The 25,890-nt window shown below is 41.8% G+C and carries 24 protein-coding genes; 9 read left to right on the plus strand and 15 right to left on the minus strand.

Annotated elements, in window-relative coordinates; all coding sequences use genetic code 11:
- The first annotated feature begins 220 nt into the window (after positions 1-220).
- Positions 221-1,738: a helicase HerA-like domain-containing protein gene (locus tag KIH23_RS08095; protein ID WP_213212893.1), complete on the plus strand. Its 1,518-nt coding sequence runs from the start codon at positions 221-223 to the stop codon at positions 1,736-1,738.
- A gap of 24 nt (positions 1,739-1,762) precedes the next feature.
- On the opposite strand, the gene KIH23_RS08100 is transcribed toward KIH23_RS08095, so the two are convergent.
- Positions 1,763-2,029, minus strand: coding sequence for a hypothetical protein (locus tag KIH23_RS08100; RefSeq protein WP_213212895.1), 267 nt, complete (start codon positions 2,027-2,029; stop codon positions 1,763-1,765).
- A 170-nt stretch (positions 2,030-2,199) separates the two neighbouring features.
- Between KIH23_RS08100 and KIH23_RS08105 the strand changes: the two genes are divergently transcribed.
- Together KIH23_RS08105 and KIH23_RS08110 are read left to right on the plus strand one after the other, a co-directional pair.
- Positions 2,200-2,568 carry a DMT family protein gene (locus tag KIH23_RS08105; RefSeq protein ID WP_213212897.1) on the plus strand — a complete coding sequence of 123 codons (369 nt, stop codon included), beginning with the start codon at positions 2,200-2,202 and terminating at the stop codon, positions 2,566-2,568.
- Positions 2,569-2,576: 8 nt separating this feature from the next.
- Positions 2,577-2,945, plus strand: a complete 369-nt coding sequence (locus KIH23_RS08110; protein ID WP_213212899.1) for a cupin domain-containing protein — start codon at positions 2,577-2,579, stop codon at positions 2,943-2,945.
- A gap of 96 nt (positions 2,946-3,041) precedes the next feature.
- Here KIH23_RS08110 and KIH23_RS08115 read toward each other — a convergent pair whose 3' ends face one another.
- Positions 3,042-4,391: an FAD-dependent oxidoreductase gene (locus KIH23_RS08115; RefSeq protein ID WP_213212901.1), complete on the minus strand. Its 1,350-nt coding sequence runs from the start codon at positions 4,389-4,391 to the stop codon at positions 3,042-3,044.
- Between the two features lie 245 nt (positions 4,392-4,636).
- Between KIH23_RS08115 and KIH23_RS08120 the strand changes: the two genes are divergently transcribed.
- From KIH23_RS08120 to KIH23_RS08135, 4 genes are read left to right on the plus strand one after another with little or no spacing between them, the layout of a single operon-like run.
- Positions 4,637-5,272 carry a flavin reductase family protein gene (locus KIH23_RS08120; RefSeq protein ID WP_213212903.1) on the plus strand — a complete coding sequence of 212 codons (636 nt, stop codon included), beginning with the start codon at positions 4,637-4,639 and terminating at the stop codon, positions 5,270-5,272.
- The gene (locus tag KIH23_RS08125; protein ID WP_213212905.1) at positions 5,273-5,419 is read left to right on the plus strand and encodes a DUF2256 domain-containing protein; all 147 of its coding nucleotides are present in this window, start codon (positions 5,273-5,275) and stop codon (positions 5,417-5,419) included. It abuts the gene before it with no gap.
- Positions 5,416-6,705: a DASH family cryptochrome gene (locus KIH23_RS08130; protein WP_213212907.1), complete on the plus strand. Its 1,290-nt coding sequence runs from the start codon at positions 5,416-5,418 to the stop codon at positions 6,703-6,705. The genes KIH23_RS08125 and KIH23_RS08130 overlap by 4 nt, the downstream gene beginning before the upstream one ends.
- Positions 6,702-8,234 (plus strand): cryptochrome/photolyase family protein, encoded by a 1,533-nt coding sequence (locus KIH23_RS08135; protein WP_213212909.1) that lies wholly within the window; start codon positions 6,702-6,704, stop codon positions 8,232-8,234. Before KIH23_RS08130 ends, KIH23_RS08135 begins: the two co-directional genes overlap by 4 nt.
- On the opposite strand, the gene KIH23_RS08140 is transcribed toward KIH23_RS08135, so the two are convergent.
- Positions 8,231-9,547, minus strand: coding sequence for an ammonium transporter (locus tag KIH23_RS08140; RefSeq protein ID WP_213212911.1), 1,317 nt, complete (start codon positions 9,545-9,547; stop codon positions 8,231-8,233). The two genes, KIH23_RS08135 and KIH23_RS08140, sit on opposite strands and share 4 nt — an antisense overlap.
- Positions 9,548-9,763: 216 nt before the next feature.
- Positions 9,764-10,846 (minus strand): agmatinase family protein, encoded by a 1,083-nt coding sequence (locus KIH23_RS08145; protein ID WP_213213106.1) that lies wholly within the window; start codon positions 10,844-10,846, stop codon positions 9,764-9,766.
- Positions 10,847-11,003: 157 nt separating this feature from the next.
- Here KIH23_RS08145 and KIH23_RS08150 point away from each other — a divergent pair, with 157 nt between their 5' ends.
- Positions 11,004-12,815: a hypothetical protein gene (locus KIH23_RS08150; RefSeq protein WP_213212913.1), complete on the plus strand. Its 1,812-nt coding sequence runs from the start codon at positions 11,004-11,006 to the stop codon at positions 12,813-12,815.
- On the opposite strand, the gene kynU is transcribed toward KIH23_RS08150, so the two are convergent.
- Complete coding sequence (kynU, locus tag KIH23_RS08155) at positions 12,816-14,099, minus strand: kynureninase (RefSeq protein WP_213212914.1); 1,284 nt, start codon at positions 14,097-14,099, stop codon at positions 12,816-12,818. It lies immediately after the preceding gene.
- Between the two features lie 100 nt (positions 14,100-14,199).
- On the opposite strand from kynU, the gene KIH23_RS08160 reads away from it, so the two are divergent.
- Positions 14,200-14,931 carry an SIMPL domain-containing protein gene (locus KIH23_RS08160; RefSeq protein ID WP_317197030.1) on the plus strand — a complete coding sequence of 244 codons (732 nt, stop codon included), beginning with the start codon at positions 14,200-14,202 and terminating at the stop codon, positions 14,929-14,931.
- A gap of 291 nt (positions 14,932-15,222) precedes the next feature.
- Here KIH23_RS08160 and queA read toward each other — a convergent pair whose 3' ends face one another.
- The 10 genes from queA to KIH23_RS08210 all read right to left on the minus strand — a co-directional run bounded on the left by queA (position 15,223) and on the right by KIH23_RS08210 (position 25,755).
- Positions 15,223-16,272, minus strand: coding sequence for a tRNA preQ1(34) S-adenosylmethionine ribosyltransferase-isomerase QueA (gene queA, locus KIH23_RS08165; RefSeq protein ID WP_213212916.1), 1,050 nt, complete (start codon positions 16,270-16,272; stop codon positions 15,223-15,225).
- Between the two features lie 134 nt (positions 16,273-16,406).
- Positions 16,407-17,657, minus strand: coding sequence for a 3-phosphoshikimate 1-carboxyvinyltransferase (gene aroA, locus KIH23_RS08170; protein ID WP_213212918.1), 1,251 nt, complete (start codon positions 17,655-17,657; stop codon positions 16,407-16,409).
- A complete protein-coding gene (locus tag KIH23_RS08175) occupies positions 17,657-17,983 on the minus strand; it encodes a nucleotide pyrophosphohydrolase (protein WP_213212919.1) in 327 nt (108 codons plus the stop codon). The genes aroA and KIH23_RS08175 overlap by 1 nt, the downstream gene beginning before the upstream one ends.
- Positions 17,983-18,435 (minus strand): D-aminoacyl-tRNA deacylase, encoded by a 453-nt coding sequence (gene dtd / locus KIH23_RS08180; RefSeq protein WP_213212921.1) that lies wholly within the window; start codon positions 18,433-18,435, stop codon positions 17,983-17,985. The genes KIH23_RS08175 and dtd overlap by 1 nt, the downstream gene beginning before the upstream one ends.
- 3 nt (positions 18,436-18,438) lie before the next feature.
- Entirely contained in the window at positions 18,439-19,419 is a 981-nt protein-coding gene (gene rsgA / locus KIH23_RS08185) for a ribosome small subunit-dependent GTPase A (protein WP_213212928.1), read from the minus strand.
- 97 nt (positions 19,420-19,516) lie between these two features.
- Positions 19,517-21,043, minus strand: a complete 1,527-nt coding sequence (locus KIH23_RS08190) for a DUF6770 family protein (protein ID WP_213212931.1) — start codon at positions 21,041-21,043, stop codon at positions 19,517-19,519.
- Positions 21,044-21,048: 5 nt separating this feature from the next.
- Positions 21,049-22,404 (minus strand): M48 family metallopeptidase, encoded by a 1,356-nt coding sequence (locus tag KIH23_RS08195; RefSeq protein WP_213212933.1) that lies wholly within the window; start codon positions 22,402-22,404, stop codon positions 21,049-21,051.
- Positions 22,405-22,640: 236 nt separating this feature from the next.
- The gene (locus tag KIH23_RS08200) at positions 22,641-23,732 is read right to left on the minus strand and encodes a bifunctional 3-deoxy-7-phosphoheptulonate synthase/chorismate mutase type II (RefSeq protein ID WP_213212934.1); all 1,092 of its coding nucleotides are present in this window, start codon (positions 23,730-23,732) and stop codon (positions 22,641-22,643) included.
- A gap of 1 nt (position 23,733) precedes the next feature.
- On the minus strand, positions 23,734-24,600 hold the full coding sequence (locus KIH23_RS08205; RefSeq protein ID WP_213212936.1) for a prephenate dehydrogenase: 867 nt from the start codon (positions 24,598-24,600) through the stop codon (positions 23,734-23,736).
- A gap of 9 nt (positions 24,601-24,609) precedes the next feature.
- Positions 24,610-25,755 carry a pyridoxal phosphate-dependent aminotransferase gene (locus tag KIH23_RS08210; protein WP_213212937.1) on the minus strand — a complete coding sequence of 382 codons (1,146 nt, stop codon included), beginning with the start codon at positions 25,753-25,755 and terminating at the stop codon, positions 24,610-24,612.
- Between the last annotated feature and the right edge of the window lie 135 nt (positions 25,756-25,890).

The following is a 25,890-nucleotide window of genomic DNA, read 5'->3' on the forward strand; positions in this document are numbered from 1 at the left end:
ATTGAAGCCCAATAAAATCAGCAGTTTGTTTCTATTATCAACTCTGCCGCAATTCAAATAAAAGTTGTTTTTTTGCTGTGATTAAATCAGTCATTTTTAGAAATTTTTGAGAATTTCACAACCTGTTAATCTGTACATAAACGAAGAAATCGTATTGAAATTGCCATCAGCATTTTATCATGTATAAAAAACAACTCGCATACCTTAATATATAATAACAATGTCAAGAACTTCAGATTTTATAAATTCAATCCAACAGGGATATAATCATCAAGGCGAGAGTGTAGCACTTGGCGCTGCCATACTCGATGGTGAGGTACAAGCTCAGGCCCAAATTAAAATTCCGCTCAAAACATTCAACCGTCACGGACTCATTGCCGGCGCCACCGGAACCGGTAAAACCAAAACCATCCAAGTGCTTTCAGAACAACTCTCAACCATGGGCGTGCCGGTTTTGATGATGGATATCAAAGGAGATTTTAGCGGTATTGCAGCAGCGGGAGAAGAAAAATCATTTATCACTGAACGACATCAAAAAATCAACATTCCGTTTGCGCCGCAAAAATATCCGGTAGAACTTTTATCGCTTTCAGAGCAGCCCGGCGTTAGACTCAGAGCCACTATTTCAGAATTCGGGCCGGTTTTATTTTCGAGAATTCTTGATTTGAATGATGTACAATCAGGCGTAGTTTCGGTCATTTTTAAATATTGCGACGATCATCAGATGCCGCTTTTAGATTTAAAGGATATCAAAAAAGTCATCAATTATATTACCGAAGAAGGCAAAGAAGAAATTGAGGCCAACTACGGAAAAATATCGCCTTCAACTACCGGAACCATCTTGCGCAAAATCATTGAGCTAGAGCAACAAGGCGGCGATTTCTTTTTTGGAGAACTATCTTTTGACATTGCTGATTTGATGCGATTTGACCAAAACGGAATGGGTTATATCAACATCCTTAGATTGAATGACATTCAAGACAAACCTAAATTATTCTCGACTTTTATGCTGAGTTTACTGGCCGAGATATATCAGCAAATGCCCGAAAAAGGCGATGCAGATCGCCCGGAATTGGTTTTATTTATTGATGAAGCGCATTTGATTTTTAGCCAAGCCAGCCAAACTTTGCTCGAACAAATCGAGACGATTGTCAAGCTGATTCGCTCGAAAGGCATCGGGATATATTTCATCACACAAAACCCGAATGATATTCCGAGCGGCGTGCTTTCGCAATTGGGTTTGAAAATTCAGCATGCACTCAGAGCTTTTACAGCCAATGACAGAAAAGCCATCAAACTCACCGCCGACAATTATCCGCTATCTGATTTTTATCAGACAGATCAAATCATTACAGAATTGGGCATTGGCGAAGCATTGGTAACCGCGCTCAATGAAAAAGGAAGTCCAACACCACTCGCTGCCACGATGCTGAGCGCCCCACAAAGCCGGATGGATGTTTTACTACAAAATGAGATTGACGTCATCAACACACAATCAAAATTGGTCAAGAAATACAGTCAAGATATTGATCGTGAAAGCGCCTATGAAATGCTGAGTAAAAAGCTCGAAGCCGCACAAGAACAAGCCGCAGCTGAAACTGCCGAGGCCCCAAAAGAAACCACTAAGCAAGAGTCAGATACGGCTCAAATGATTGGAAAATCAGTTTTAAAAGTAGTCACTAGCGCTACTTTTATTCGCGGAGCGTTTAGTATTTTAAGTAAGATGTTGAAAAAATAAACACTGCGAAAAACGATTTATATTTTATGCCAAAGCAGAAACTGTTTTTCCGTGAATAGCATCAGCATAATACTGAGCGTATTCAAAGAACAATCCCCTGTCATCACAATTCGGGTTTTGTATACATTTGCCAATTACTGAAACAAAATCTTCTTTTCGATTTTTTTCATCTTCAGAATTCGGGCTGTTTTGTTGAAGAAGTTCAATAATTTTACCGGCAAAAACAAGTCTATGGTTTCTTCTTTCAGAAATTAAAAGGTTTAGTGCTAAAGTGGTCATGTTCGCAGTCATGGGGAAGAATTTTAAATGAAATAATAGGTTAATTTTCAGCTAAAGTATAGCTAAACAATTGATAATGAAGAAGATTTTCGACCAAATGTTAAAATAATCGTTTTGCAAAAAAAACAAGCCGAAATCACCGACCAAATGCATCTTTTGAGCAGTTTAAAACAAATGAAAATATGAAAAGCATATACACCATTGGGCTTTTAATCCTATCTAATATCTTTATGACTATGGCTTGGTATGGCCATTTAAAATTCAAAGAATTCAAATGGTTTGAAAATGCCGGACTTATCACAATCATCTTGGTTAGTTGGGGCTTGGCGTTGTTTGAATATTGCTTTCAGGTTCCGGCCAACAAAATTGGGTACGAAGGCAATGGCGGACCGTTTAGTTTAATGCAGCTTAAAGTCATTCAAGAAGTCATCACACTGGTTATTTTTGTGCTATTCTCTATGTTGTTTTTCAAAAACGAAACCTTTAGATGGAATCATGCCGTTGGCTTTTGCTTTTTGGTGTTGGCGGTGTATTTTATCTTTAAAAAATAATCCTCATAATGAACAAAAACTATCAAATTCAAAAATCGCCTTTTATTGTGCCCACCACCGATGGCAAACTCATTGAAGAACACCACGGTCGCGCAGCCACCAACAACCCGGACATTTCTATGGCGCACATGATTGCACCGCCGCATTGGAGCGAACCTTATCAAACACCCGAATTTGATGAGTACACTTATATCATTTCGGGCAAAAAGCAATTCACTATTGCGGGCGAAGTGATTGTGCTAGAAGCCGGACAATCCATCAAAATTGAAAAAAATGTGCGTGTGCAATATGCCAATCCGTTTGATGAGCCCTGTGAATATATCGCGATTTGTCAACCGGCATTTGACTTTACCAAAGTGCATCGAGAAGAAGCGTAATTTTGCCGTTTGCGCCAGCGCGGCCCGGATGGCAACAGCATCCTTTTGGGTTGGGGTTCAAGCCAAAAGATATCGTGAACAGCCGGAACAGCCGCCCTAAGAATGAACCAATAACTCAAGAATTTTATGTTCCACCTCAGGACTATTCCAGCGGTTTTGAATATCCGGAATCGTTTTGAGAACAGTTTCCATAATTTCGTTCTGACGATTGCCCAACGCCAACGCCTCTGAATACGGACGCAAACTAAACGTCACGCGACTGTACAGCGGCAACCATTTATCAGGGTGTTTTTCTGAAAACCACTTCTCAATTTTTTTCTGAAGCAAAAACTGAGCATCGGCGGTTTTGGTACTCATTTCCATAAAATTGCGATACGACAGTTCGGCAATCGCATCGGCATTGGGCTTACGCGATTTTTCATATTCCGAAAAAATCATTTGCCAATCATCGCCGTAGCGCTGCATCATTTGGTTGAGTATCGTAATATCTTCAAAACCGGCATTCATACCGTGTCCGTAAAACGGAACAATCGCATGACAAGCATCGCCAATCAAAGCCACTTTATCTTGATACGTCCACGGAAAACACTTCATGGTTACTAAAAAACTCGTTGGATTCTTAAAGAAATCATGCACCAAATCAGGAATCACCTCGGCCGTATCCGGAAAATGTTCCGCAAAAAAAGCTTCCAAGGTTTCTTGATCTTTGAGTTGTGCAAATGAGTTTTCGCCTTCGTGCGGCATAAACAAAGTACAGGTAAACGTACCGTCGGTATTGGCCAGCGCCATGAGCATATATTCGCCGCGCGGCCAAATATGCAATGAGTTTTTATCGAGTTTGTGCGAGCCGTCGGCATTGGCCGGAATATGTAATTCTTTATAGCCGAGTTTTAAAAATTCCTGTGAATAATTAAACATACTCTGACGCTGCATTCTGTGGCGCACGCGTGAGAACGCTCCGTCTGAACCAAACACCAAATCATAATCGAGTTCGTTCCACTCGCCGCGTTCGGTTTCGCCAATGTGCAAAGTAGCATCGCTCAAAGTAACATCCCAAATACGGTGCTCAAAGAAAAATTCAACGCCTGCTGCTTCGGCCAAATCAACCATCTTACGGTTGAGCAAACCGCGTGAAAGCGAAAAAATCGCCTCGCCTTCTTTGCCGTAATATTGCTCGTTGAGCGAACGATCAGGCATGTGAATCGCGCGTTTGTCTACCGGAATCCCGATTTGTCTGATTTCATCATCCAAGCCAATATCTTGCAGGGTTTTCCAACCGCGGTCTGACATCACCAAATTAATCGAACGCCCCGAGAATTCAACGGTGCGAATATCCGGGCTGCGGTCAAAAACATGAACCGTATGTCCGGCTTTTTTGAGGTAAATAGCCAAAAGTGAGCCTACCAAGCCCGACCCGACCACTGCGATTTTCTTAGATTGTTGCATGATGAAATTGCATCGTAAAAGCGCGTCAAAAGTAGCGAATAATATTGGCTCAGCGCATAAAATTGAAATTTATTATTGGGGCGTGCCACCGGCTCCGCTGCGCTGCGCCGCTGTCAGGCTGTTCGCTTTTAGTCCTCGCTGCGCTGCGGGCTAACGCTGCCATCCTTCACGCGATTGAAAATTTTGTTTAACTTTTTATTTATTTTATTAAACAAACTGTATTTTTGCGGCTCAAACCATCCTACATGAAATCATTTTCACAAGCCGAAATCCAACAAATGGATCGCATCTATCGGCTCAACCTCATCAATTCCTGCACCGGATACAAATCGGCCAACCTCATCGTGTCGCAATCTGAGAGCGGCATCAACAATGTAGCCGTATTCAGCAGCGTTACGCATTTGGGCAGCGATCCGGCCTTGATTGGTTTCATTGTTCGGCCAACGGTCGTGCCCAGAAACACTTATCAAAACATCCGCGCCACCGAGTATTTCACCATCAACCACATTACCGCGGCGCAAATCCAGAGCGCCCACCATAGTTCTGCGGCTTATCCGGCTGAAATTTCTGAGTTTGACCAAACCGATTTATGCCCACAAATCAGAGCAGATTTTAAGATTCCGTTTGTAGCCCAAAGCCCGGTACAACTGTATTGCAAATACCTCAATGAATATCCCATCGCAGAGAACAATACCATCATGATTGTTGCATCAATTGAGCAAATCTTTATCCAAGACGAGCTTTTGCACCAAGATGGTTGGATTCGGCTTGACCAGGCGCAAGTAGTCGTCATCAATGGTCTCGACGGTTATGCTTTGCCCAATATCCTCGACCGATTTGCCTATGCGCGCCCCAATCAACCTGTTTATTCAATTTTATAAATGGCCCATACAAAACCCCATTTGCCCAGCAAAATTTGTCCGGTTTGCGAGCGTCCGTTTAGCTGGCGCAAAAAATGGGAACGCAACTGGAATGCTGTGCTGTATTGCAGCGATCGTTGTCGACAAAATAAAAAAACAAATTCATGAAAGCACTCGTTTGGTTTACCCAAGATTTGCGCACACACGATCAGGTTTCACTCAGCAAAGCCTGCGCAGAGAATCAAAGCGTTCAAGCGGTTTATTGCTTAGATCCAAGCTGGTTTGAATACACCGAATTCGGCTTTAAAAAAACCGAGAAATTCCGCGCCCGCTTTTTGCTGGAGACCTTGACTGATTTACAACAATCGCTCAAAAAAATCCATATTCCGCTTGAGGTTGTTTTTCAAAAGCCCGAAGATTTTATTTCGAACTTCATCCAACAAAACGCCATCAACCGCGTCTATAAAATGACCGAGTGGACCGCTGAAGAACAAAAGGTTTTTCATCAAGTTCGAAAAAACACCATCCAAGAAGTGCAATGGATTCAAAACTACGATCAGTTTTTGTTTCATCCTGAAGATATTCCATTCAAAACCATAGCGCAATTGCCCGAAGTTTTTACCGAATTCCGCAAAAAAACCGAACAACTCAGCCGTGTGCGAGCAGCGTTGCCCGAGCCAAAAATGCCGATTGAAAACTACCGCGAACCACAAGGTAAAATTCCGTCATTGACTGATTTGGGCTTTGAAGATTTTGAAACACATCCCAACTCGTCGGTGCCTTTTCAGGGCGGACAAACCCATGCGCTCAATAGGCTCGACCATTACTTATTTGAAACCCAAAATCTGTCGCGCTACAAGCAAACCCGCAACGGGCTCATCGATGCCGATTACAGTTCAAAATTATCGCTGTGGCTCGCCAACGGAAGCATCTCGGCGCGTACCATTTATGAAGCTGTGCAAAAATTCGAACGCACGGTGACCAAAACTGAAGACACTTATTGGTTGATTTTTGAACTGCTTTGGCGCGATTACTTCAAATATATTTCACTCAAACACCACAACAAGATTTTTTATTTGGGCGGAATTCTGAGTCGCGCTTATTCTTGGAAACAAAATCCGCAAAAATTCAAGCAATGGGCCGAGGGCAAAACACCCGAACCTTTTGTCAACGCCAACATGATGGAACTGCGCAACACCGGATTTATGAGCAACCGCGGCAGACAAAATGTAGCGAGTTTTTGGGCCAAACAATGGCAAGAAGATTGGCGCATCGGTGCCGCATATTTTGAAAGCATGCTCATAGATTACGACGTGCACAGCAACTACGGAAACTGGATCTATAATGCCGGTGTGGGCAACGATCCGCGCGATCGAATGTTCAACATCAAGCGTCAGGCTGAGATGTATGATCCCGAGCAAAATTTTCAAAAACTCTGGCTGAACCAATCATGAAAACACTTCGACTTATTTTGGGCGATCAGCTCCATGCGCAACATTCGTGGTATCAAAAAACCTCTGACGATATTACTTATTTGATGATTGAAATGCATCAAGAAACGAGTTATGTCAAACATCATATTCAAAAAATCACCGCTTTCTTTGCTGCGATGCGATGCTTTGCTCAAGAACTGACGGCTCAAAAACATCAAGTGCGTTACTTTAAAATTGGTGACGATTGGGCGAAAAAACCGCTTGATGAAATTCTCTCTCATTTGATCGGCGAATTATCTATTCAAAAATTTGAATATCAACAACCCGACGAATATCGATTAGACGAGCAACTCAATCAATTTTGCACCTGCTTGCCTATTGCCTATGAATGTTTTTCAACCGAACATTTTTTGACCGAAAAAACCGAGTTGGGTAACTTCTTTAAAGGAAAAAAGCAATGGCTCATGGAAAGCTTTTACCGACAAATGCGCAAAAAACATCACATATTGATGCAAGGCGATGCTCCGGTGGGCGGCGCTTGGAATTTTGACCACGAAAACCGCAAAAAATACAAAGGAGAACATCTGGTTCCGCTCGCGGCTATTTTTCAAAATGATGTGCGCGAAATTCATCAAGAAATAGATGCGCAAAACATGGATTATTTTGGCCACATCAATCCTAAACATTTGGATTGGCCCATCAACCGAAAGCAATGTTTGCAGCAACTGGATTATTTCTGTGCGCATTTATTAGAACATTTCGGCGATTACGAAGACGCGATGCACAGCCGTGAAAAATATCTGTTTCACTCGCGCTTGTCGTTTGCGATGAACACCAAAATGCTCTCACCAATGGAAGTCATTCAGAAAGCCATTGATACTTTTGAGCAAAATCCGCAAAAAATCAGTTTGCCGCAAATCGAAGGTTTTGTCAGACAGATTCTGGGCTGGCGCGAATATGTACGCGGAATTTACTGGGCCAAAATGCCCGAATATCAATCACTCAACTACTTTGGGCATCAAAATCAACTTCCGGAATTTTTCTGGACAGGCCAAACCAAAATGAACTGCCTCAAGCATGCGATTGGGCAAAGTCTGAACGATGCTTATGCACATCACATTCAAAGGCTCATGGTGATTGGAAATTTTGCGTTGCTTACACAAATTCATCCCGACCAAGTAGACGCTTGGTATTTGGGCGTATACATCGACGCTATTGAATGGGTTGAAATGCCCAATACACGAGGTATGAGTCAGTATGCCGACGGCGGAATCATTGCCACCAAGCCTTATGTTTCATCGGGTAGTTATATTCAAAAAATGAGCGATTATTGCAGCGGTTGTGCCTATGATGTCAAACAAAAAACCGGAGAAAAAACTTGCCCTTTCAATAGTTTATATTGGCATTTTGTCGAGGTGAATAGACCATTGTTTCAAGACAATCCAAGAATGGCGATGATGTATCATCAGCTCAACAAAATGCCAGCGGAACAACGCGCAGCCTTGCTTGAACGCGCTGAAAAAATCATTCAAAATCCGGATGCTTTTTAGAGGTTTTCACCGTGTTGGGTAATATCCAGTCCGAGCGCTTCTTTTTCTTCGCTCACGCGCAAAGGCGTTAGTTTGTTGACCACAAAAAACACCACATAAGACATCGTAAAAGCAAAAATCGAAACCAAAACCAAGGCAACCAATTGATTAAAAAATAAAGTGGTTTCGCCAAAAATTAAACCTTGATCGGTGATTGCGGGATTGACTTGTTTGGAAGCGAAAACACCCGTGAGTACCATACCGACCATGCCGCCTACTCCGTGACAACTGAACACATCAAGCGCATCGTCAATTTTGCCTTTCGGGAATTTGGCAACCATCACATTACTCACCCAACTGCTAAAAATCCCGATGAATATTGCATGCGGCATACTCACATAACCCGCCGCCGGAGTGATCGCTACCAAACCAACCACCGAGCCGATACAAGCGCCCATCGCCGAAGGTTTGTGCCCCCAAATTTTATCGAGAAACACCCAAGCCATCGCGGCAGCGGCTGCAGCAACTGTAGTAGTTCCAAGCGCTTGAACCGCAATGGTGTTGGCACCCATGGCCGAGCCCGCATTGAATCCGAACCAACCAAACCACAACAAACCGGTTCCGAGTAATACATAAGTAATGCGCGCCGGACTGGTGTTTTGTGTTTTTCGTTTTCCGAGAAAAATAGCCCCGGCGAGTGCTGCCCAACCGGCACTCATGTGTACGACGGTTCCGCCGGCAAAATCGAGTACACCCATTTTGAACAACAGCCCCTCAGGATGCCAAGTGCAATGCGCCAGCGGTGTATACACCAACAGAATAAACAAAACCATAAACAGCAAATAAGCCCAAAAGCGAATGCGTTCGGCAAAGGCTCCGGTCACCAAAGCCGGGGTGATGATGGCAAACTTGGCTTGAAATAAAGCAAACAATAAAAAAGGAATCGTGGGCGCCAAAGGCCAAACACTCGAAACGCTTACTTTTTGAAAAAAGATATAATCAGTTGGGTTACCAATAAGCCCGCCGATGCTGCTACCGAACGACAAACCAAAAGCGACCACCACCCAAAGTACAGTTACAATCACCATGGCCATAAAACTTTGCATCATGGTGCTGATGACATTTTTTTTGCCGACCATCCCGCCATAGAAAAAACCCAAACCGGGTGTCATGAGCAAAACCAACGCTGTAGCAACAATCATCCAAGCGGTATCGCCGGTATCAAATTGTGCCGTAACCGGTAGTTGGTTAGACGCGCTGTCAAATATGATATGCGAAAATAAACTGAGTAATAAAAGTAAAACGAGTGTAAAACTAAGGACGATTCTTCTCATAAATAGTAGTTTAAGGAAACTAAAATTATAAAAATTGAATTACACCCTAAAAATTTGAAGCTATGTTTGATTTACTTTTATCAATTTAGAAATATACCCTATTAAATTTTAGGGTATTCTTTAAAAATAACATCCATTTTTACACAGACACCTATTCTGAAAAATAAAAAAACCCGCTCAAAAGAGCAGGTTTTATAAATAATGTTATATGACTTACTAGAAAGTAATTCTCTTTCCGACTTCAAGACCGTTGTTCAGAGCCCATACACCACACATATGATACAACATACGCGCGCCGACGTTTCCGTCCCAATCGTCCTCGCCCGGAGCTACTTCAACCAAATCCATTCCGATGATTTGTTTTCCGCTTTGCGCCAATTTGTTGAACAAATAAGCGGCTTGTTCGTACGAAAAACCCCCTGGAACCGGTGTTCCCGTATGTGGACCATACCAAGCATACATACCATCAATATCAAAACTGACGGCTACTTTTTGTGGCAAAGCAGTAATGATTTGATCGCATTGGGCATCCCAAGTCATGCCTTTGAAGGTTTGGGCTTTCATATCAGCATCGGTGTGCACTTGAACACGACCGGCCTGTGATTGAACCACTTCGGCTTCTTGCGCGCAAAAGTCACGAATGCCAATTTGAACAATCTTGCTAATTTGCGGAATCTGCAACGCATTATACATAATCGACGCATGCGAGTACGTGAATCCTTCATAAGCAATACGCAAATCCATATGTGCATCTAGGTGTAAAATCCCGAAATTGTCGTGTTGGGTGGCAAGCGCTTGGTAATAACCCAGCGGCGTTGAATGATCGCCTCCGAGCAAAACAACTCTTTTCCCTTGCTGCATCCAATACAAAATTCGTTCGCGCACCTGGCTGTGCAAATCGGCACAAGCTTGGTTGATGGTGTGCAAATCGGCTTTTAATTGGGCGTGTTCTTCAATTGATGCTCCGCTTTCTAAAGCTTCAATGATGGGTTGCGCCATGGCTTTATATTGAACGCTTTTTTGCGCCCATGAAGTGATGAGTTCGTGGTCATCGTAGTGAATTCCGAGTTTCCAGAGTTCCGGAAAATCTTGATGGTGCAAATCAACCTGAAATGAAGCTTCAAAAATAGCTTCCGGCCCTTCAGATGCTCCTGAGCCATAACTCACAGTAACTTCCCACGGCACAGGCACCACGATGATTTCACTGTCTTGTGATGAAAAAGGCAATCCGAATATAGTTTGATCGGCCAAGCCGGGTTGCGACGGATCAAAGCTGGCGATGATTTCTTGTTTGGTCATGATATAATCAACAATTGAAAATTTGTTTTGGTCGCGCAAAGATAATCGCATTGATTCGATTGTAAAAGAAAACCAACAATTTCTAATGCATGACAATTGTCAGGTTTTAAATGCGCGGTAATGCTGATTTTTACGGATTATTAAAATTAAACGGCATATGACACCATCACTTCATACTTTTCACATTCCCGTTATGGGGCTCGCTTTTACGATTGACACTCCGATTCGCTTGGCGCATTTCGGCATCTCATCGGTAGTGGCTATTACCGATGATGAACTCATTGAGCGGATGCGGGCTTTTTACAGTGAAAAATTCAAAAAACCGTATACCGAAATCAGTCAGAAAATGGACGATTTCAGAGCGCAACGCATCACGCATTATCTGAATTTGATGGATGAATTGGTCAAAGAAAAATTTGAATCATTCAAAGTTGAGTTGGCCGAAAGCAAAACGGCACTTGAAAATTATTTGGCGATGCTTCCGAATCAATCTGAAATCAAAGCCCAATTAAATCAACTCATAGACGAAGGTGCGCTGCAAACCGAACGATTCAAAAAATACATCGAAACGCATTTGCATCCGGGTGCTATTGATGTGAACATCATGACCAAAGTTGATAAAGAAAACTTTGACAAAAACACACCGTTGGGCACTGAATACAATGATGCCCATGCTGCTTTGCGCGGATTTGCACTGAGCAACTTGAATTCATCGGTAGTGCTTTCGGCCGGAATGAACCCCAGATTATACAGCTATTTCGAATCGTTCGCAGATTTTTATCCGGATGAAAACGGACAATTAAAAAAGAAAATCATCCTCAAAGTAAGCGATTTTCGCTCGGCGATGATTCAGGGAAATTTCTTGGCCAAGAAAGGTTTGTGGGTTTCAGAATACCGCATTGAATCGGGCTTGAATTGCGGCGGACACGCTTTTGCTACCGATGGTTATTTGATGGGACCGATTTTAGAAGAATTCAAACAGAAAAAAAACGAGCTGATTGATTCGGCATTTGCGCTGATGACCAAAGCACTCGAACACAAACAAAAAGCGATTCCCGAGCAACCTTTACCCATTAAAATAACCGCACAAGGTGGTGTGGGAACCGCTGAAGAACACGAATTTTTATTAGAACATTACGCCTTGGATTCTGTGGGTTGGGGTTCTCCGTTTTTGCTCGTGCCCGAAGCTACTTCGGTGGATGCCGAAACGCGAAAACTATTAGCGCAAGCACAAGAATCTGATTTTTATTTGAGCCACATTTCACCTTTGGGCGTTCCGTTTAATACGGTTAAAGGCACCACCAATGAAATGCACAAACGCAAGCGCGTCGAGCAAAACAAAGCCGGAAGTTCTTGTCCGAAGAAACTCTTAGCGCTGAGCAAAGAATACGACGACCAAGGCATTTGTACGGCATCAAAAAAATATCAAGACCTGAAACTCGATGTGTTAAACGAGCAAAAAGAAACCTTATCAGCGGCTGAGTATGATCGTTTAAAAAGTAAAATCACCGAAAAAGCTTGCTTGTGTGTGGCGCTGGCCAATGCATCGTATCTTGAAAACAATATGCCGATTAAAGGTCAGGCACAAGGCGTGGTGATATGTCCGGGGCCGAATTTGGCCTATTTTGATCGAGCAATATCATTGAGCGAAATGGTGCGTCACATCTACGGAAATGCCCAAGTTTTAGCAGATAAAAACCGACCGATGTTTTTGATGAAAGAATTGAGCTTATACGTTTCTTATCTGCAAAATGAATTATGTGAACAGTTCGAAAAGGCCAATTCAGCGCAGATCAAAAAATGGCAATCGTTCAAAAACAATCTTTTGCAAGGAATAGATTATTACAAAAACTTGTTTCGACAAACGACTTGTTTTAGCCAAATTCGCAGCGAAATCATGCAACAACTAGCTCAGGCCGAAACCGAGCTTGAAGCCATCGAACTCGAAGCTGTAGCGGTTTGCAGTTAGTTATTGAGCTTTAGATAAAATGCCCGCTTTGAGGATTTGTCCAAAATCGTACATATCTTCATAAGAAGTATATAACGGAACCGGCGCTAATCGAATCACATTGGGTTCGCGCCAATCGGTAATCACACCGTTGGACATCAGATAATCAAACAAAGCGCGGCCTTCGCCATGCAAAAACACCGAAAGTTGTGAGGCGCGTTCTATAGGATTTTTAGGTGTAATGACTTCAAAAGTGCTATCCACCTCGGCATCAATTTGCTGTAAAATAAACTCAAGGTAGGCAGTAATTTGGTTGCGTTTGGCTACCAGTGCGGGCATGCCTACTTCGGCAAACATATCAACCGATGCCAAATAAGGCGCAAGCGACAAAATCGGCAGATTGCTCACTTGCCAACCGTTGGCACCGGCTACCGGATCAAAATCGGGTTCCATTTTAAAGCGACGCTCTTTGTTGTGACCCCACCATCCGGCAAAACGATGGAGTTTTTTGTTGTGGTGATGTTTTTCGTGAACAAAACAACCCGAAGCATTTCCCGGGCCTGAGTTCATGTATTTATAACTACACCAACTGGCAAAATCAACCTGCCAATCGTGTAGGTTCATTTCAATATTTCCGGCGGCATGGGCTAAATCCCAACCCACAAGAGCACCTTGAGCGTGGCCGGCAGCGGTGATTTGTTGCATGTCAAAAACTTGTCCGGTATAATAATTCACGCCACCTATAAAAACCAAAGCCAACGCATCGCCTACTTCTTCAATTTTGGCCAAAACATCTTCCAAGCGAATGTTGTGCTCGCCCTCGCGGCGTTTAATTTCAACAATGGCATCAGCAGGTTCGTAGCCGTGAAAACGCACTTGAGTTTGCAACAAATATTGGTCAGAAGGAAATGCTTTTTCTTCGCAAATAATTTTATACCGTTGGCCTTGCGGCTGATAAAACGAAACCATCAGCAAGTGCAAATTGACCGTCAGGGTATTCATTACGGTAACTTCTGAAGGCAAAGCGCCCACAATTTTGCTCAACGGTTCACAAAAACGCTCGTGATAATCCCACCAAGGTTTTTGGGCATAAAAATGGCCTTCAACCGCCAAGTTGGCCCAATCATCCATCACATCTTGCACATACTGAGCCGTTCTTTTGGGCTGTAAACCGAGTGAATTTCCGGTAAAGTAAATAACGTTTTTACCGTTGTGTTGCGGAAATATAAATTCGCTTTTATAGGCTCTGAGCGGATCTTGCGCATCGAGTTGTTGGGCAAATGTGCGGGTGTTTTCAAAAACCATGACCATTGTTTTAAGGTGCGTAAAAATAACAAAATTTAAATTGAGCCGTTAGAGAATTATCTGACCAAAAAAACTACTTTTAACATCAAATCTCAAGATCGTGAAAAACCAAGCCAACACCCTGATTATTGCGGTAGCCGTTGTTGTGGCCGCCTTTTTATTTTCGAATGCTTTTAAGAACCGAAACCAGAGCAATGACACCATTAGCGTGACGGGTTTGGGCAAGAAAGATTTTACCTCGGATTTGATTGTTTGGAGCGGATCATTTTCAAAGAAAAGCATGAATCTTAAAGATGCTTATGCTTCATTGGATGCCGACCGTGAAAAAATCAAGAATTATTTGGTCAGCAAAGGAATTGCCGCTACAGATATTGTTTTTTCAGCGGTGAATTTCAGCAAAGATTTTGACTATGTATACAACGATAACGGCACCACACGCCAGCAAACTTTTACCGGTTTTAACCTCACGCAAACCGTGACGGTTCAATCAAAAGAAGTCAACAGTATTGAAGAAATTTCGCGTCAATCGAGTGAATTGATTAATTCAGGTGTAGAGTTTTACTCGAATCCGCCGGAATATTATTATACCAAACTGGCCGAACTCAAAATCAAGATGATTGCCGAAGCGACCAAAGATGCCCGCATCCGCGCCGAAAGCATCGCGCAAAATGCCGGAGCCAGCCTCGGAAATTTGAAAAAATCAGATATGGGTGTTTTTCAGATTACCGGTCAAAATTCATCAGAAGATTTCTCATACGGAGGCTCGTTTAATACAACTTCAAAAAACAAAACCGCCAATATTACGGTGAAGTTGATGTATCAGGTGGATTGATGCCTGCCCGCGCATACGCCCGCGTGAAGGATGGCAGCGGTAGCCCACAGTTGCGAGGCACGAGCAACGAGGACTAAAGCGAACAGCCTGACAGCGGCGCAGCGAAGCGGAGCCGGTGGCACGCCCAAAAAAGCAGAAAAGATCGCTGCGCTTTAAGACAAAAGAGACGGAGAAGATTTAGAAATTTTAAGTTCGCTCTGTAGCTTAAACACTGTTAATTGTAAACTACCGACCATAAAAAATCCCGCATGAAACGGGATTTTTAATTTATATTCGGGTGAAACGGCTTGATTAAATAATCAGCATTGCATCACCGTAGGAGTAAAAACGGTAGCCTTCTTTGATGGCTTCATCGTAGGCTTTTTTCATTAAATCGTGTCCGCAAAACGCCGAAATCATCATCAGCAAAGTTGATTTTGGTGTATGAAAATTAGTAATCATGCAGTTGGCAATGCTAAAATCATACGGCGGAAAGATGAATTTGTTGGTCCAACCCACAAACGGATTGAGCGTTTTAGCCGATGAAACGGAGCTTTCAATCGCTCGGATGGAAGTGGTTCCGACAGCGCAAACTCTTTTTCGATCTGCTTTGGCTTTGTTGACCACATCACATGCTTCTTGGGTAATGAAGAGTTCTTCTGAATCCATTTTGTGTTTTGACAAATCTTCAACCTCAACCGGATTAAAGGTTCCTAAACCAACGTGCAAAGTTACTTCGGCAAAATTGACCCCTTTAATTTCAAGGCGTTTCATCAAATGTTTTGAGAAGTGCAAACCTGCTGTAGGTGCCGCTACTGCGCCTTCGTTTTTGGCGTATATGGTTTGGTAACGCTCGGCATCTTCGGGCACAACTTCGCGGTTGATGTATTTTGGAATCGGAGTTTCGCCCAATTCTTTGAGCTTGCGACGGAATTCTTCATAAGAACCGTCATATAAAAATCTTAAGGTACGACCGCGTGATGTGGTGTTGTCAATCACCTCAGCTACGAGTGAATCGTCATCGCCAAAATAAAGTTTATTACCGATACGAATTTTACGCGCCGGATCAACCAGCACATCCCACAAACGCTGTTCAGCATTGAGCTCACGCAACAAAAATACTTCAATACGCGCTCCGGTTTTTTCTTTGTTTCCGTATAAACGAGCCGGAAAAACTTTGGTATTGTTGATGATAAAAACATCTCCGTCATCAAAATAATTGATGATGTCTTTAAACATTTTGTGCTCGATGGTTTTGGCTGCGCGATTCACAACCATAAGTCTTGACTCGTCTCGGTTTTCAGCCGGAAATTCTGCCAATAATTCTTTGGGCAGATTAAAGTTGAAGTGTGATAATTTCATATAGAACAGTTCGTTTTGCTGGTGGTTCTGAAGTTTATTAATTTTCAAACAACCGGCGGCAAATATACGTTGCCCATATAGGCGTTGTCAAGTAAATCGGGATTTATTTTTTGAAGCTTGCACCAGCAGCGGGCTTAGAAGCTCTGCTCAATTTGAATACCTGCTTTTTGAACATCATTCCAAAAGGCGGGATAGGATTTTGAAACTACCTCGGCTTGTTCAATAATAATAGGCACACGCAAAGCCAAAGGCGCAAAAGCCATGGCCATTCGGTGGTCTTGATAAGTGGCGATAGAAATGTTTTGATGAAGATTTTTGGTCGCTTTGAATGCAAGTGAATTGTCTGTGATGTGCACCTCAGCTCCGAGTTTTTCAAGTTCGGTTTTCAATGCATAAAGTCGGTCGGTTTCTTTGATTTTGAGCGTGTGCAATCCTGAAATTTGACAAGTGATTCCCAATCCGAGACAAGTGACTGAGATGGTTTGCGCTATATCCGGACTGTGGTTTAAATCGGCCTGAAAATCATCGGTTGTTGGTGCTGAAACTTTGGTGAGTTGTAAAATGTTCTCAGGCAAAAACTCGGACTGAACGCCTAATGAAGCATATAAATGCACCAGCGCACTATCGCCTTGAAAGCTGTTTTGCTTAAAATTTGAAAGCTGCATCTGGGTGCCGATGTCTGATAAAGCGACTAATGAATACGCATAGGAAGCCGATGACCAATCTGATTCAACCACTATGTGATTTTGCTTTAATTCAGACGCAGACCATACGCGAATGACGTTGTTTTTAAATGATGTTTCTATACCCAACGCTTGCAATAAAGAAAGCGTCATCTCAATGTAAGGCAATGAGGTAACTGATCCTTCTAAAGTGAGCTCTAATCCGTTTTTAAGCTTAGGAGCGATGAGCAACAAAGCCGAAATATATTGACTGCTCACATCAGCAGAAAGAGTTACATGATGCTCGTTAATTTGTTTTCCGATGATGCGCAGTGGCGGACAACCTTCATCTTTGAGATAAAAAATTTCTGCTCCAAGTGTTCGCAAGGCATCGACCAAAATTTTAATCGGACGCTGTTGCATGCGCTCAGAACCGGTCAAGACAACCTCGCCGTTGTATTGGGTGGCAAAATAGGCCGTGAGAAAACGCATGGCGGTTCCGGCGTGATGCACGTTGATGATGGTTGATGGTTGATGGTTGATCCTTGATTGCTGAATCGCCTCGCGCATGGCTTTTGAATCGTCAGAATCAGAAGCGTTTTCGATGGTTAATTCAGGATATAAAGCCTGTAACAACAAAAGTCGATTGGTTTCAGATTTAGAGCCTGAAATAAAAAGTTTGGTGTTCAAACCAAGTTGGGATGTGAACAACTTGATAGTCACTATTTGAGCTTTTCGTTGTTGTGATGACGATCGTGATCACGCTTGGTTTTGACATCCATTTTTTTATCAAAAGCCGCTTGCAAATCAACGCCGGTTTGGTTGGCCAAACAGAGCACGACAAAAACTACATCGGCCAGTTCTTCGCCTAAATCTTTGTTTTTATCAGATTCCTTTTCGGATTGCTCGCCGTATCTGCGCGCAATAATTCTAGCTACTTCGCCGACTTCTTCGGTGAGTTGTGCCATGTTGGTAAGTTCATTAAAATAGCGAACTCCGTGGTTTTTGATCCAATTGTCTACTTCGAGTTGGGCGTTTTTGATATCCATTATTGTTTGTCTTTTGAATCTATAATAATCGTCACCGGCCCGTCGTTGAGCAGTGAAACTTTCATGTCGGCACCAAAACTTCCGCTGCCGATTTTTTTGTTTAAAACGGTTTCCAGCTTTTGTAAAAATGCTTCATAAAGCGGAATCGCAGTTTCCGGCCGAGCGGCTTTGATGTATGATGGTCTGTGTCCTTTTTTGGTCGAGGCATGCAAAGTAAATTGGCTCACAACAATCACCTCGCCGTTTATATCGTTCACCGATAAATTCATCACGCCATGCTCATCGTTGAAAATGCGAAGATTCGCTATTTTATGCGTAAGCCAATCAATATCTTCAGTGGTATCGGCTTGTTCAATGCCCAGCAAAATGAGTAAACCTTGACCGATTTCAGATTTGGTTTTTCCGTCAATAACCACCGAGGCATGCGCGACTCTTTGAATTACGATTTTCATGCTTTAAGATTGTCTGGTTTGGTCACTGGCCAATCGATCATCGTTGTAAATATCGGTGCGATAATGCTCGTCTTCGCCTTCGAGAATTTGTATATAACTACGGTAACGCGACCAAGCAATTTCATCGTTGTCAAGCGCTTTTTTGATGGCGCAATGCGGTTCTTCTTTGTGCAAACAATTGTTGAATTTGCAAGCCGATTGACGTTTGAAAAACTCCGGAAAATAGCCACTGACTTCTGAAGGTAGCATATCGACAATTCCAAAACCTTTGATGCCCGGCGTATCAATGATTTGCGCACCAAACGAAACGTCAAACATTTCGGCAAAAGTGGTGGTGTGCTGGCCTTGTCCGCTTTGTTCTGAAACTTGAGTTGTTTTGAGATTAAATCCGGGTTCTACAGCATTGACCAGAGTTGATTTCCCAACACCTGAATGGCCAGAGAACATACAAACTTTTCCTTTCATGAGTTCTTTGAGCGCCTCGATTCCTTTGGCTTGCAAGGCTGAAACGCGCAGACATTGATAACCGATTTCAGAGTAAATATGCTGTAAATACAATTGTTCGTCGAGTTGGGCCTCATCAAGCGCATCAATTTTGTTGAACACCAAAACGGCTTCAATGCCATAAGCTTCAGCGGTAACTAAAAACCTATCGATAAAACTCGTAGTTGTGGGCGGATTACTCACAGTCACCAACAAAAAAACAACATCAATGTTTGAGGCGATGATGTGCAGTTGTTTAGACAGATTCACTGATTTGCGCACGATGTAATTTTTGCGCTCGTGAATGTGGTGAATTTGCCCTATAACTTCATCGGTAGTCGTGTCTAAATCGTAATCAACCACATCGCCCACCGCAATCGGATTGGTGCTTTTGATGCCTTTGATTCGGAATTTGCCTTTGATGCGACATTCCACAAAATTTCCTTCTTGAGATTTAACCCAATAATGACTTCCGGTTGATTTGTATACGATTCCTGTCATGTATGCTTTTTAGCCGAAGCAAATTTAAAAAAATAGCCCACGCACAAACGCATGTTGGATGAAATAAAAAAGGCAATCGAGAAGATTGCCTTTGCGCTTATTTGATGTTGATTTTTTCGAGATGTAAGCTAATCTCTTTTTTCTTTTTGTCATATTCAACTAACAGAACGTTGCCAATTTTAGCGGGTAATACCCTAAAAGATTTTCCCTCTTGCTGCAGATAAATTTTATCTTCGCTAAGCGTTCCTTCATCGTAGATAATGGTCTTGAATGCGTTTTTATTTTTCTCCCCTTTGAGTCTTTCGTAATCAATAAAACAAGAAAAGAAACGATCATTAACCGGGTCAACTTGGGTATATTCATAATCAAATGCACCAAAAGATTTAAGGGCATTAGCATTTAACTGCGGGCTTCCGAAATCAGAAATACTTGGCGCTCTCGAAACGCTTTTGGCGAAATCTTGAATTTTTACCAATTTAAAGTCTGAGTTAAATTTGAAAACCACTGCATCTGAAATTGTGAGCTGCGTAGTGGCAGCATTACCTTGGCTCAAAATTGCCAGACCAATCCCGGCAGCACTAACAGTCTTTTTAAAATATTCCCCAATAGCATAATATTCGTTGGTTTGAGTTCTAACAATTTTGTGAAAGTAGACGTATCCGCGTTCGTCAATAAAATTACCCGATGATTTGGTCAACTTTGAGATATCGTCTTTCCAACTGTTAAAAACTTCTTTTTTAGTATTGCCATTGATGTCAATGATTTCGGAAAAAAGACCTAAACTTTTATCTGATAGAATGTTATCGCCATCTTTGAAATATTCACCCATCAAAATCAAATCATTATTTTCGGTCAGAAAAGCGTTGTTGATTAATCTAGGCTTGTTCTGTCTGCTGTTTTCTCTTTCAAAAAGCAGTTTTCCGGTGTTTACGTCAATTACTTTGGTTCTGATTGTAATTTTACGAGACATAATATTAGGTCGACTGGCCTCGAGAGCAACTACATATTTTTCATTAACTTCAATAGGATTAATCGAAAGAATTTCTTTACTGTCTTCAGGCGAATTGTACTCCCAAGCTTTACCTCCGTCGGTTGGATAATACTTGAGTGAGTATCCCATTTTTTTGTTATCCTCGAATTTATTAAACAAAAAACCCTTGTTGTCTACCGGAAAAAGAACATTGAAATCACCCGTTTGTTGTTGCATTTGTAAGTATCTAATTTCATTCGATTCCAAAGGAATTTTTACAGATTCTTTTTGATTGGCGGTTTTATCAAAAGTCAAAAGCTCAATTTTTTTCTCTCTTAAATTACATGTCACAAACATCATTGCCTGATTGTTGAAACTAGATTTCATCAAAAAGGTATTCTTGTTATCAACATAGGATTTCTTGGCAACTTCATTAAGATTTTTATCTAAAATTTGAATTGCAAACTCATTGTTTCCGCCTTTGAGTTTGTCCATTACATAATAAAAATAATAACCGTCAACATCTCGGTTTTTATCCAGAATAGCTCCGGCATTTCTGATTTCAAAAGTGCCCACACCATTAATCGAGCTTAATTGAGCAAATGCCTGTAAAGAAAAAAGCAAGCTTAAGGCAAATAAACATTTTAGTTTCATAAAATTTATTTTTGATTTAATTGATTAAAATAGGATTTAACTTGAATAAAATCAGAATCGTTTCCCATTACATCAGCATGTTTTTGGCAAAAATTCATTCCGATTTTTCGGATGTTCTTTAATTCGAGATTATGCAAAAACTGCCTAAGCTCATCTAAATTGACTTCGTCTGAAAAAGCACTCATGGTCGAAATATAGCGCCCAAATTTATGTTGCTCTTTTAATTGATAAATACTTTGAAGAAGCTTAGCCGTAATAGCACAAAAGGTTTTTTCATCTACTTCTTTTCGATTGTATAAAACCAGAGTTTGATAGAGCGCAAAATCTATTTGCTTAGCATCAATTGCAGATTGAACAACCAAAAGTGAAGCTCTTTTTTTGATTTCCGGTAGAGAGTCATTTGAACTTTTCGATTCAGAATCTGTGCCGATCAGCATTTTTTTGATTACCTCAATACGCAGTGGAATATCCGGATGGGTTTTCATTGAATCTTTATCAAATTTATAATCACTCGCACTCTCTTTGATGTTGAATAAAGCCTCATCTTTAACTAACCAAGCCTCTTTAAAAGGGTAATTCTCAAAATTAAAATGCACTTTTAATTGCGCATTTTCGTTGAAAACAATACTGTCTGCATTTTTTAAATTCTCTAAGGCAGTCACAAAAGCTCGTTTCTGGAATCTAGTCTTCTTAAAAAAAACAAAACCCAACGAATCTGCTTGAAGCTCATCTTTACGACTGCGTTTGGTAAAATTATAATTGAGCTCTTCCATCAAATCAAGGTAAGCTCTATTTTTCCCATAATGTGCTCTATTGATTGCTTTTGCCTTTTTTTTGGTTTGTTTTGAGTGAAGTAAATCAAGATTTCGCAACATTGAGTTTTCAGAATGATTAAGCTGATAATGAGCTATTTCGTGGGCAATAACAGCGGCTAATTCATCATCAGATTGAATAAAATTCAACAACCCAAGGTTAATGGTAAAAATGCCATTCCAATAACATGAGGCATTAGGGACACCAGATTTGTCAACCAAAAAATAAAAATCAGAAGGAACTATAGATGGATTCGAAGCAGAAATTTCTTTAAAAATTTTGCCTACATATTGATTGATTTTGGAATCAAAAATAAAACCGCTGTCTTTGATTTTTTCTACCATCCGCTCATTCCGATCAAGAAGAATCGCTTTAACATCTTTCTTATACTTCGAATTGAATTTGGTTATTTTTTTATCCGAAACTCTATTAATAAAATTAACTAAAGAATCTTTGCTAAATGGCTCATATCTAACAGCCATTGAAGTTTGTGCAAAAAACAAAACAGGGTTAAAAAGTAAAAGAGTAATAATCAGAAATGCTTTCATAACAAATAACTACTATCGTAGTCAAAGCTCTAAAGCTTGGACAGCAATTCTTTGTTTGTAGTCAGCTGAATCAACTTGATATTGATTCTTGAATTGTAAAAAATCAGTTTCTATACTGATAGAATAAACTTCTGTAGAACTGTAACTAAGAACTAAAGATTACTAGATAGGTTGAACGGGGCCAATATAATAAAAAAACCTCCCAAAATAAGGAGGTTTAAAAATATTTGAATTTGTTAGCGATTCATCACCTGCTCTTGATGGCTGATGCTTTCTTGGTGAATGGCTTTAAAAAGACGTAAGATAAAATCTTCGCTCAAACCTTTGCTACTGCCTTCTTGGGTCATTTTCTGCAAGATTTCGTTCCAGCGTTTGTTTTGCAAAACCGCGATGTTTTTTTCTTTTTTGAGCGCTCCGATTTTTTCGGCTACTTGCATGCGTTTGCCCAAAATTTCGAGCAATTTACTATCGGCTGCATCAATCTCGGTGCGGAGTTTGGCCATTTGAATCTGAAAATCTGATGCGTCAGTGGTGAGATTTCTGATGCGCAAATCTTTAAAAATTTGCTTCAAAACCGTCGGAGTTACCTGCTGCGCTGCATCGCTCCACGCATGGTCCGGATCAATATGGGTTTCAATAATAAGCCCGTCGTAGTTTAAATCGAGCGCTTGTTGCGAAACTTCTTGTATCATATCGCGCTTACCGGTAATGTGCGACGGATCGCAAATGAGCGGCAAATCAGGAAAACGGCTTTGCAATTCAATCGGAATTTGCCATTCGGGAATATTGCGGTATTTGGTTTTTTCATAGGTAGAAAAGCCGCGGTGGATCACTCCGAGCTTTTTGATTCCGGCAGCATATAATCGCTCAACACCGCCAATCCACAAGGCCAAATCAGGGTTTACCGGATTTTTGACCAACACAATTTTATCGGTTCCTTGCAAAGCATCAGCAATTTCTTGCACCGCAAACGGATTCACAGTGGTTCGAGCGCCAATCCACAGCACATCGATATCGTGTTCTAAAGCCAATTTCACATGAGCCGCATTGGCCACTTCGGTAGCCATGAGCAAACCTGTTTCGGCTTTGGCGCGTTGCAACCATTTAAGGCCGATGGCTCCCACGCCTTCAAATCCTCCTGGGCGAGTGCGTGGTTTCCAGATACCGGCGCGAAAAATAGTCACATCAGAATCATTGAGTTCGTGGGCAATTTGCAGAACTTGTGCTTCGGTTTCAGCGCTGCAAGGTCCGGCAATAACCAATGGATGCGAAAGCCCGAAATTGTCGAGCCATTGTCTTGCTTGGGTATGATTTTCTAAAGTGCGCATTTTATAAAGTTTTGGTTGGGGTTTGCATTCCGTTTAAAATTTCTTTGATGCGATTGACTTGCTGCATTTCTTGAAAAACCAATTCATAATCATCGCTTTCCATCAAATTCCTGAAATGCGATAAATTGGCGATGTATTCATCAAGTGCGCGCATGACTTGTTTTTTGTTTTGCTTAAAAATAGGTGTCCACATGGCCGGAGAACTTTTGGCGAGCCGCACGGTGCTTTCAAATCCGCTGCCGGCCATATCAAAAATATCTCGTTCGTGTTTTTCTTTTTCAATGACGGTTTTGCCCAGCATAAATGAACTGATGTGCGATAAATGCGACACATACGCAATGTGTTTATCGTGCGATTTCGGACTCATATACCGAATGCGCATACCGAGTTTTTGAAATATCTCTAAAGCTTTTTCTTGTAGTTTGAACGATGTTTTTTCAACCTCGCAAATAATATTCGTCTTCCCGAAAAATAAACCTGAAACCGCCGCTGTTGGTCCGGAAAATTCTGTTCCGGCAATTGGGTGAGCGGCCAAAAACTGTGATCGCTTTAGATGATTTTCGACGGCCTCGCAAATGGGCAATTTGGTTGAACCGACATCAATGACCAAGGCTTGTTCAGAAATACCCTCTAAAACTTGGGGCAATAAAGTAAGGCAAGCGTCTACCGGAACCGACACAATGACCACATCAGCGGTAGCCAAATCATCAAGTGTGGCCAACTCGTCAATAATACCCATATTTTGGGCTTGTTCTAAATGGTTGGAATGGGCGTCAATTCCAAAGATTTTTGCATCCGGAAAATGCTTTCGAATATCCAGCGCCATTGAGCCACCTATCAGTCCTGTTCCTATAATGAATACGTTCATATTTTGCCTTTAAAACCGCGACAAAGCCTCGGTGATTTTGTTTTCGTCTACACAAAGTGAAAATCTGATGTAGCCCTGACCATTACTACCAAAAACAGTTCCCGGAGCTACAAAGATATGCTTGCTGTATAATATTTCGTCTATAAATTTTTCGGCATCTTCAGCGCCCTTGGGCAATTGAGTCCAGACAAATAATCCCGCGGCATCAACTTGGGCCGTGCAACCTAACTTTTCAACCATCTTCATTATTAAAGCATGTCTTTTCTGATAGATTTCATCTTGCTGGGCAAACCAAACATCGCCCAATTGTAAAGCAGCAGTCGCCCCTTTTTGAACAGCATAAAACATCCCGCTGTCAAAATTGCTTTTGACCTGAAGTACGGCTTGAATCAAACTAGGATGCCCCAAAACCATCCCCACGCGCCAGCCGGCCATATTAAAGGTTTTTGACAGTGAATTGAGTTCTAAACAAATTCCGTCGGCTTCGGGAACTTGCAAAAGCGAAGTTGGTTTTGAATTGAGCACAAAACTATACGGATTGTCATTGACCAATAAAGCATTGTGTTTTTGGGCCAAGGCAACCCATCGCGCCAACAAATCTAGATCAGCTTTGGTTCCGGTGGGCATATGCGGATAGGATATCCAAATGAGTTTTATTTTAGAAGAATCGAGTTGTTCCAAAGCTTCAAAATCAGGTTGCCAATCGCGCTCGGGTAACAAATCGTATAAAACGGGCTCAGCTCCTACGAGCTTGGTGACCGAAGCATAAGTCGGATAGCCCGGATTGGGAATCAAAACCTGATCGCCTGGATTTAAAAAAGCCATCGAAATATGCATGATGCCTTCTTTGGAACCCATCAGCGGTAGCACTTCGGTTTCAGGATTAATCGTTACCGAAAAATACTTTTGGTAAAACGCGGCCATCGCTTGTCGCAACTCGGGCAAGCCTTGATAGCTTTGGTATTGATGCGCCAACGGCTCGGTCATAGCAGCTTGCACCGCTTGAATAACGCTTGGATGCGGAGCCAAATCAGGGCTCCCGATGCCCATGTTGATGATGGGTTTTCCTTGCGCAGCCAATTGTCTGACTTCGCGCAATTTGGTTGAAAAATAGTATTCATCAACCTGATGTAATCTTTGGGCCGTTGTAATCATAGGCATATAAATAAAAAATCCCGACCAAGGCCGGGATTCGTATTTTGTTTTTTGAATTAATAATTTTTTCAATCAACCACTACCATCCCACCCTCCATTCGGAAGTACTCAATTGGGTTGTTATAATAGCGGTTA

It is taken from the genome of Flavobacterium sp. CYK-55, from assembly GCF_018413465.1.
GTDB lineage: Bacteria > Bacteroidota > Bacteroidia > Flavobacteriales > Flavobacteriaceae > Flavobacterium.